This is a genomic window from Enterococcus sp. E5-37 (assembly GCF_035726925.1).
Classification (GTDB): domain Bacteria; phylum Bacillota; class Bacilli; order Lactobacillales; family Enterococcaceae; genus Enterococcus_B; species Enterococcus_B faecium.
In genome coordinates this window covers 260,368-268,857 of record NZ_JAPMLG010000002.1, presented here as the reverse complement: position 1 = coordinate 268,857, position 8,490 = coordinate 260,368, and the positions used below count along the sequence as shown (strand labels likewise).

The 8,490-nt window shown below is 35.0% G+C and carries 7 protein-coding genes and 1 rRNA gene; 5 read left to right on the top strand and 3 right to left on the bottom strand.

The features are described from left to right. Positions 1 to 11: 11 nt before the first annotated feature. The 5 genes from rrf (at position 12) to OS138_RS02845 (ending at position 6,451) form a co-directional block, all read left to right on the top strand. Positions 12 to 127, top strand: a 5S ribosomal RNA gene (gene rrf, locus OS138_RS02865). Between the two features lie 331 nt (positions 128 to 458). Next, entirely contained in the window at positions 459 to 1,304 is an 846-nt protein-coding gene (locus OS138_RS02860) for a Cof-type HAD-IIB family hydrolase (protein ID WP_087626385.1), read from the top strand. A gap of 281 nt (positions 1,305 to 1,585) precedes the next feature. Beyond that, the gene (locus tag OS138_RS02855; protein ID WP_087626386.1) at positions 1,586 to 2,806 is read left to right on the top strand and encodes a metallophosphoesterase family protein; all 1,221 of its coding nucleotides are present in this window, start codon (positions 1,586 to 1,588) and stop codon (positions 2,804 to 2,806) included. Continuing rightward, positions 2,803 to 5,523, top strand: coding sequence for an ATP-binding protein (locus OS138_RS02850; RefSeq protein WP_325069669.1), 2,721 nt, complete (start codon positions 2,803 to 2,805; stop codon positions 5,521 to 5,523). The genes OS138_RS02855 and OS138_RS02850 overlap by 4 nt, the downstream gene beginning before the upstream one ends. Further along, positions 5,507 to 6,451, top strand: coding sequence for a 3'-5' exoribonuclease YhaM family protein (locus tag OS138_RS02845; RefSeq protein ID WP_325069668.1), 945 nt, complete (start codon positions 5,507 to 5,509; stop codon positions 6,449 to 6,451). The genes OS138_RS02850 and OS138_RS02845 overlap by 17 nt, the downstream gene beginning before the upstream one ends. A gap of 67 nt (positions 6,452 to 6,518) precedes the next feature. Here OS138_RS02845 and OS138_RS02840 read toward each other — a convergent pair whose 3' ends face one another. The 3 genes from OS138_RS02840 to OS138_RS02830 form a co-directional block, all read right to left on the bottom strand. Beyond that, positions 6,519 to 7,529, bottom strand: coding sequence for a peptidylprolyl isomerase (locus OS138_RS02840; protein WP_325069667.1), 1,011 nt, complete (start codon positions 7,527 to 7,529; stop codon positions 6,519 to 6,521). A gap of 179 nt (positions 7,530 to 7,708) precedes the next feature. Beyond that, positions 7,709 to 8,053, bottom strand: a complete 345-nt coding sequence (locus OS138_RS02835) for a YtxH domain-containing protein (protein WP_325069676.1) — start codon at positions 8,051 to 8,053, stop codon at positions 7,709 to 7,711. Next, entirely contained in the window at positions 8,046 to 8,480 is a 435-nt protein-coding gene (locus OS138_RS02830; protein ID WP_325069666.1) for an HIT family protein, read from the bottom strand. The genes OS138_RS02835 and OS138_RS02830 overlap by 8 nt, the downstream gene beginning before the upstream one ends. Positions 8,481 to 8,490 lie beyond the last annotated feature (10 nt).

The window sequence follows — 8,490 nt, the reverse complement described above, 5'->3', positions numbered from 1 at the left end:
TAACACCACAGTGTGGTGGCGATAGCGAGAAGGATACACCTGTAACCATGCCGAACACAGAAGTTAAGCTTCTTAGCGCCGATTGTAGTGAGGGGTTGCCCCTTGTGAGAGTAGGACGTCGCCACGCAAAGGCAAAAAGATGAACTAGAAATAGTTCATCTTTTTTTGTTTAAATCTTTTGCTAAGTTGAACTAATAGAGTCTTTTATGAATATCGAAGTTAGTTTTTCACCTAACTTCGTTTTTTTATAGTTGGTTATTATAAAATAGTAATATAGCTGATTTGGATTCAATTCATATTTATTTATAAATCAAAAATACAGAGAATAGTATATAAATGTCCTTTCCTATTCTTAAAATGATGTTTGTACTTACTTAAATTAGGTATAATTAGTATATGTTTTGTGAGAAATTTAGACTTACAATAAGCAGTGAATTTATAATCAACGTATAGGAGACATGGATGAAATGAAACTAATTGGTATAGATTTAGACGGTACTCTTTTGAATTCTGACCAGAGCATTAGTCAAAAAAATGCAAGAACAATGAAACATTTACCGGAAGACTGTTTTCCATTCATTTGTTCTGGAAGAGAAGTAGAAGACATTAATAATATTCTCAAAAAATCTGGTTTAAGGATACCAGCAGTAGGGTTAAATGGTTCTGTTGGATTTGATGGAGAAAAAAAGATATTTGAGTCTTCCTTCGATAAAAATGATGTAAAAAAAATTGATTCTGTCCTATCGAAATTTCCAACCAAAATATATACAAATCTCGGAAGTTATGAATCCCAGAATTATAAAAATAAAATGAAAAAAATTTTTCACGAGGTAGGGTGTGAATTTTCTATCAAAGAGCTAAACTATGAGCTTGAGTATGAAAAATCTATTTGTTCAATCCCTTATAATAATATTGAGGAAATTATAGAAAAGGATGCTATCAGCATTTACAAATTTTTTATTTTTATTCCTAATCGTCAATTGAAAGCTAATATATTTAACCATTTGAAAAAGATGCTAAATGTGTCTGTTACTGAATCGGCACCTGTAAATATTGAAATCGTACCTCAAAATGTATCTAAAGGCGTGGTGTTTGATCGTTTGGAATCAATCTACAATTTAAAGAAACCTTTGAGAATCGCGATCGGAGATAGTTTAAATGACTTATCTATGTTTGAAAGTGCAGATATTAGTTTTGCAATGGGAAATAGTCATCAAGAAATCATGAAAAAAGCTGATTATGTCACTGTTTCAAATGATAAAGACGGAGTATCTCAAGCATTTGAAAGAATTCTTACCATATAAACTAATTAAGGTAGTATAGAACATAGAATTCTAAATACGGAAAAATGGAGCATAAATTCCAGTATAAATAGTACTTCTTCAGTGTCAAACGAAGCGAATATAACATAGATATTTAGGATTGTGACAAAAATCATGTCACAATCTTTTTTTCGAATAAACTCATTTTTTGAAGCCGGCCATTTTGTCGTAATTTCTTTGTGTAATGCGAACAAATTTTCGGTTATTAATGAAAAAAGCTATTGAAAATGGTATGATAAAAGAAAAAAAGGAGGAAATTTTTAATGGTGAAATTTATCCATGCGGCAGATTTACATATGGATCGGTCATTTGAAGGACTGACAACTCTTGATAAAACTGTACAGGAAAAACTATTGAAGACGAATCTGACCGTTTTATCAAATATCATTGAACAGGCAATAATAAATAACGTTGATTTTGTTTTACTTGCAGGAGATAATTTTCATCAAAATCGTCCTTCATTAAAAATACAGAAACATTTTTCAGAACAGATGAAACGGTTAGAAAAGAACCATATACCTGTATTTATAATATTCGGAAATCATGATTTCTATCAAAAAGAGCGGTATTGGTTCTCCTTTCCTAAAAATGTCCATTTATTTACATCCGAAACGGTAGAGACAAAAAAAATAACGATAAAAAGTGGAGAAACTGTCTCTCTCAGTGGATTTAGTTATCGTCAACCGTGGATTCAAAAAGACAAAGTGATGGAATTTCCTTCTAGAGAACTCACAGATTACCATATTGGGTTGTACCACGGGGAACCTGGCGTCTCTCAAAAAGGAAACTATGCTCCTTTCCAACCCTCAAAGATGCAAGAAAAGGGATACGATTATTGGGCTTTAGGGCATATCCATGTGCCAACGGTCTTAAATGAAAAGCAAACAATTGTTTATCCAGGTGCGCCTCAAGGTCATACTAAAAAGGAACAAACTTCTACATCCATTCTGCTTGTTGAATTAAGTAAAGGAAGTTGCCAAATACATCCGATTAAAGTAGCAGAGGTCTATTGGAAGACAAAGGAAATATCATTGAGGAAAGCAAGAACGACAAAAGAGGTCATTGTTCACATTCGTCAGCAACTTTCAAAAGTAGAGTATGGTTTTAGTTTAATCGAAATAAAATTAAAAGATTATGACCATCTCAATACAGATGTTTTGGAACGGATACAATCAGGAGAGCTATTAGACTATTTGTTAGAGGAATTCTCAGATAGGATAAATGATTTCTTTATTTGGCGTATTTCTCTCATAGAGGATACCTTTTATACGAAGATCCCACTTGCTGCTTCTGCTAAATTGATGGAACAGTTATTTCAATACTATCAGACACCTCAAGATTTCCAACAAATTTTAAATGAAGTATATAGTCATCAAGAAGCGGCTAGAATATTGAGCGAACTGCCGGAATACCAAGAAGAAACACTTGAAAAAGCCAAGCAGCTGCTTAATCAAGATTTTTTATTTGAGGAGGATCAGGAATGAAGATTTTAAGGATCGAGATTGCTGCTTTTGGAAAATGGCGTCAAAAAAGTTTTGACTTTTATTCAGGCAATCAGCTGATCTATGGGGGAAACGAAGCAGGAAAATCAACGATTTATCAATTTATTCAAGCAATATTATTTGGTTTCCCTTCAAAAGGCCGTAAAAAAAAGGATTATACACCAAAAGACGGCTCAGCCTATGGCGGCAAAATATGGCTTAAACATCCTGTATATGGTGAATTTGCTGTCGAGCGCTACAAGCAGCAAAATCGCGGAAAATCGAAGGTGTGGCTGGGGGATCAAGTGGGAAGTGATGAGTTACTAGAAAAATTGATTGCGCCTTTAACGAAAGAGTTATTCCAGCAAGTATTTACTTTCCAGCAGGAACAGTTGATGGAACTAGATCATTTGAGAGAAAAAGAGCTACATGATGCGCTGATTTCTTTAGGCATCACGGGCAGTTCTCAAGTATTCCAAAAGCGGCAAGAATATTATCAGAAAGCACAACAATTATTCAAGAAAAAAGGCCAAAAACTACTAATCAATCAAAAATTAAATGAATGGAAAGAGCTGCAAGAAAAAATTCATCAAAAACAAGAACAGGAAGCTTATTTTGGCAAGTTGATCCAACAAGAACAGGAATACGAGTCGCAACAGCAGCAGTTATTGGCACAATTAAAAGAGGCGAACAAACAATTTTCATTAGCCAGACAGCAAGAACTTAATTTTTCTTTATATGAAGAATGGCAATCTCTCAAAAAAAACAGCACTACAGGTTTTCCTGATGAGCAACTTCTTTTAGATCTGGAGTCTTTCTCCAAACGGTATCAGCAAACAAATGAGCGTTTGGAAGAATTAGAAGCAACACTGGAAAAGCATAGCGGGATGGATCAGCAGTCAGCCAGATATTATTTTTATTTAGAGCAGGAGCAGGAACTAAAAGATCTCCAGCAACTTCAATTTACAGCGGAACAATTAAACGAAGAATGGCAAAGATTACAAATTGAGACTAGAGAAACAAATTCAGAATTGAAGATTTTGGAACAAAGGTGGCATTGGCAGAAAAATCCGTTACCGGAAGAATTTTTATATGAAGAAGAATGGAAGCATCTTCTGGCTGAAGAAAGAAGGATTGCTGATCTAGAAAGCCAGATTTCTGTGCGTCTCCAAATAGCTAAAGAACAGCAAGTGATGATTGAAGCAGAAGTGAATGACTTGGAAGAGACCTATCCAGCATTATTACAAAATCAGTCAGAGATAGCACCAGTCTCTTCATCTAAACCGTATATGCTGATGGCTGGCGGAGCAATAATCATTGCAGGTATATTTGTACCAATGCCCTTGAAAGTGATCCTTTTACTAATTGGTGCAGGCGTGATTGGCTATTTCTTCTACAAAAGGCAACCAAAAATCAAAACTAAAAATGATTTCTCTGAGATAAAAGGAATGTGGCAAGAAAAACTAGGACAACTTGATCTAGCCTTAGCTCAATTAGCTGAAGCAGAAGAAAAACAAAAGAGAACTGGGGAAGAAAAACAGATTCTTCAGCAAGAAGTATATCGTTTTGCGGATCATCGGCACTTAGGAAAGATGGATACACTCAAACTCATGAAAGAATATGGACAGGAAGTCATAGATTATCAGAAATTATATGGCGTATTTGAGCGGAAACATAAAAGAGAGCAGGAAATACAAGAAAAACTACGACAAATCGACCAAAAATTTGAGTTTGTTAAAGAATGGTTACCGATACAAGATAAGACAATTTCAGAAAAAATGGTATTGCTTTCCCGTTTTATACAAGAGATGGAACAGATGAAATTTGCCAGAAGCTATCAGCAAAATACTTTATTGAAGCAAGAAATCAATCAACTGAAAAAGAAACAAAAAGTATGGATACAAGAATACAGCGAACAATTGACTCAAGCAGGCTTATCTTATCCTTCGGAAGTACCTGTCTTTTTACAAAAAGCCAAACAAGCCGAACAGCAGATGAAAAGATACAATGAATTATCGGAAATGCTTACTCCACTATTTCCTGAAGAGCTGACAAAAGAGAAATTATCTGTAAGACTGCGCCAACTGAAAGAAAAGCAATCCCAACTCCAGCAAGAAGAAAAAGAAGCAAGTGAAAATCGGCAACGACTCCAACTTCAAGTAGAAGAGTTGCAAAGAGACGGCACATTGGACGAACTTTATCAACAAGCTAGCCGGCAAAAAGCAAAATTACAGGAATTACTGGAGGAATGGGGAGCACTTGAAATCGCCGGGACATTCTTAGGTGATCTTTCAACAGAGATGAGTGAAAGACAATTACCCCAGTTACTAAGAGCAGCAGGTGATTATTTAGGTATTTTAACAAAAGGAAATTATCAGAAGATATTACTGAAAAATGATACACTGACTTTAACAGACGGATATACAGAATTTCCCATCTATGAGTTATCTACAGGTACGAAAGATCAGCTGATTATGGCGATGAGATTTGCTTACCTCTCATTAGAAGCTAACCGTTCGATATGCCCGATCATCATAGATGATGGCTGGCTTCATTATGATCATCAGCGAAAGTATCAATTAGCTGAACTTTTAGCTAAATTTGGAGAAAAGTATCAAATAATTTGTTTTTCTTCTGATAAAGAAATGGTAAGCTATTACCATGAAATGAACCAAATCGTAAAACAATTAGAAGGAGCAAATAATGAAAAAAATTCGTGATTTAGTAATCGATGAGCAGTTTGAACAATTTGTCCTGATCAAAAGTGCAGATGTAAGAATCGCTAAAAACGGAAAAAAATTTATTGCTTTTACTTTCCAAGATACTTCAGGTACTATCGATGGTAAATATTGGGATGCTTCGGAGGAGGAAATCAATAAATTTACAGCCGGCACAGTCGTTTTTCTAAACGGTAAAAGAGAGGTTTATCAAGGAAACCCTCAAGTAAAGATTCTTCATATGCGCTTAACAAGGGTAGATGAGCCAGGAGAGCCTAGTTTATACATGGAAAGAGCCCCTTTGAAGAAAGAAGAAATGGAAGAAGAAATCAATCAATTGTTGTTTGAGATCACCAATGCGCATTGGAATCGTATTGTTCGCTATCTACTTAATAAATATCAAAAACAATTTTTTGAGTTTCCGGCAGCAAAAAGAAACCATCATGCATTTGCCAGTGGATTAGCTTATCATACTTTGACAATGCTTCACTTAGGGAAATCAATCGCCGATGAATATCCTGAGCTGAATCGAGCATTGTTGTATGCTGGTATCATTTTGCATGATTTAGGAAAGGTGATTGAACTTTCCGGTCCTATGTCGACAGAATATACGCTTGCAGGAAATTTGATCGGTCATCTGGTATTGATTGACGAAGAAATAACTAAAGCCTGTCTTGCGTTGAAAATCAGCGAAGCTGACGAAGATGTTCTCGTATTACGTCATATGGTTTTAGCACACCATGGCTTATTAGAATATGGCTCACCTGTACGTCCAAGAATAATGGAAGCAGAAATATTACATCAAATCGACAATATCGATGCTTCGATGCAGATGATGTTGGCTTCGATTCGTCAAACAGAACCAGGAAAATACACCGATCGGATTTTCGGTATGGACAATCGAAGTTTCTATGTACCAAAAGATCTATAGCAAAAATTTATTTTTTTCATTCAAAACAAAAAAGCGAGACATAAGTCTTCGCTTTTTTTGTTTTCTTTTATTTTGATGAATCAGTTGTTTCTTCAGTTGAAGATTCTTTTGTTGAATCAGTTGATTTTGTGTCAGAGCTCTTTGTTGAAGATGAGGCTTCACTTGAGTCTTTCGTACTTGATGAAGTTGTAGTGAATGCACTCAACACATTTTCAAAGGCATCATCTTTGATTTTTACATTCGCATCTTTTAATTCTTCACCGATTACTTTAGTTCTGAATGCATTGTCACTTAATTTAGTTTCAGTAGCGATATCTTTTAGTTGATCTTTGTATTTATCCATGTCATTGCCTTTATTTTGGTTTTTCACCATTTTGACAACGTAGTATTCTGTCGCATAAGAAGTAGGATTTGTTGTAGTAATAACATCGGAGATCTCACCGTCTTTCAATTTGAAAGCTGCTTCTTTTACTTCTGCAGGAATAGTTGTTGTCGTTGAGTCGAATTTAACTTTACCGCCATCTTCTTTTGTCTCTGTATCAGTTGATTTGTCTTTGGCTAATTTAGAGAAATCATCTCCATCATCCGCTGATTTTTTCACATCTTTTGCTTCATCTTCACTTGATAATTTGATGATTTGTGCTTCTACTTCTGGATGGAAGGATTTCCAAGCAGTTTTCAAATCGTCATCTGTAATATCTACGTGAGCTTTCAAGCCAGCTTCAAGAGCTAAATTGTTATGAATATATTCTTTATAAGTATCTTTCGTATATCCAGCAGCTTCTAATTGTGATTCAAAAGTATCACCTAATGATTTCGCTTGTTTGTCGTATTCTGCATCTACTTGTTTATCGGTTACTTTATCGCCATATTTGTTATTGAATACTTTATAAATGATCATCCGTTGTACTAAGGATTGGTTCGGTGATTCAAGTTTTGCTTCATCATAGAAATCAGATACAGTGATCGTTCCGCCTTTCATCGTTGCGATATCTTTATTAGTATCGCCTGAACAAGCTGCTAGAGTTAAAACAGCCAACGCACTAGTAGCTGCCAAAATAATTGATTTTTTTTTCATTAAAATTTGCACTCCTGTAATTAGTTATTATTTTTATATATTAACTATACCATATCCCATTTCCTTTAAAAACGTTGTCGTGGTAGTTTCAAACAAAATTCAAAATTTCATCACATTCCTAGGAAGTACGCAAACTTTTCTCACTTATATAGTTAAATCTGTTGAGAAAATAATCATTATTATATTTGTTCAGGATACTCTGGCAGATCAGCTTTTAGTTTTTCTACTTGTTCATTGATTTGTGTGATACGTGGTTCGGCTTGGAATTTAAAATCTTCGATATCTTTTTTGATTGCTTCTTGGAAAGCAGGGATCACAGATTCAGCTGTTTCTTTTGTTTCGATCAATGCGCTTTTAAAATGATTCAAGCTGTTATTTAAATCATTTGTCAGAATTGTTGCTTCTTCCAATTCTTCGATCAGTTTCTTTCTTGTTTCATTCCCGCTCCTGGGCGCCAATAACAGACCTCCGACAGTGCCAGCAGCAGCTCCAAATAACAGTCCTTTGAAAAAATTTTTAATCATCATAGGACACCTGCTTTACGATTGTTTCTTGAATAGCGTTTAGTTCTTCCGATCCATAACTATCTTGATGATTGCCAAAGTGAATAGAAAAATCATCCTCTTTGCTGTAGCGAGGGATTAAATGGATATGTGAATGAAAAACAGATTGATAGGCTAGTTCACGGTTGTTATTCAAGATATTAAGACCTTTCATTTCTGGAAAAGCTTTTTCCAATGCTTGAGCAATCTTAGGCACACGTGAAAAAACCTCTCCTGCAAGTTCGGGATCATATTCAAAAATATCTGCTACATGACGTTTAGGCACGACTAATGTGTGTCCTTTCGTTGCTTGAGAGATGTCTAAAAAAGCATAGACCTTGTCGTCTTCATATATTTTATAGCTTGGGATTTCTTGATTGATGATTTTGCAAAAAATACAGTTTTCCATATAAAACATC

Bases quoted from the DNA above. Each gene is read 5' to 3' on its own strand.
- OS138_RS02860 (WP_087626385.1), top strand. From the start codon at position 459: ATGGATGAAATGAAACTAATTGGTATAGATTTAGACGGTACTCTTTTG.
- OS138_RS02855 (WP_087626386.1), top strand. From the start codon at position 1,586: ATGGTGAAATTTATCCATGCGGCAGATTTACATATGGATCGGTCATTT.
- OS138_RS02850 (WP_325069669.1), top strand. From the start codon at position 2,803: ATGAAGATTTTAAGGATCGAGATTGCTGCTTTTGGAAAATGGCGTCAA.
- OS138_RS02845 (WP_325069668.1), top strand. From the start codon at position 5,507: ATGAAAAAAATTCGTGATTTAGTAATCGATGAGCAGTTTGAACAATTT.
- OS138_RS02840 (WP_325069667.1), bottom strand. From the start codon at position 7,529: ATGAAAAAAAAATCAATTATTTTGGCAGCTACTAGTGCGTTGGCTGTT.
- OS138_RS02835 (WP_325069676.1), bottom strand. From the start codon at position 8,053: ATGATTAAAAATTTTTTCAAAGGACTGTTATTTGGAGCTGCTGCTGGC.
- OS138_RS02830 (WP_325069666.1), bottom strand. From the start codon at position 8,480: ATGGAAAACTGTATTTTTTGCAAAATCATCAATCAAGAAATCCCAAGC.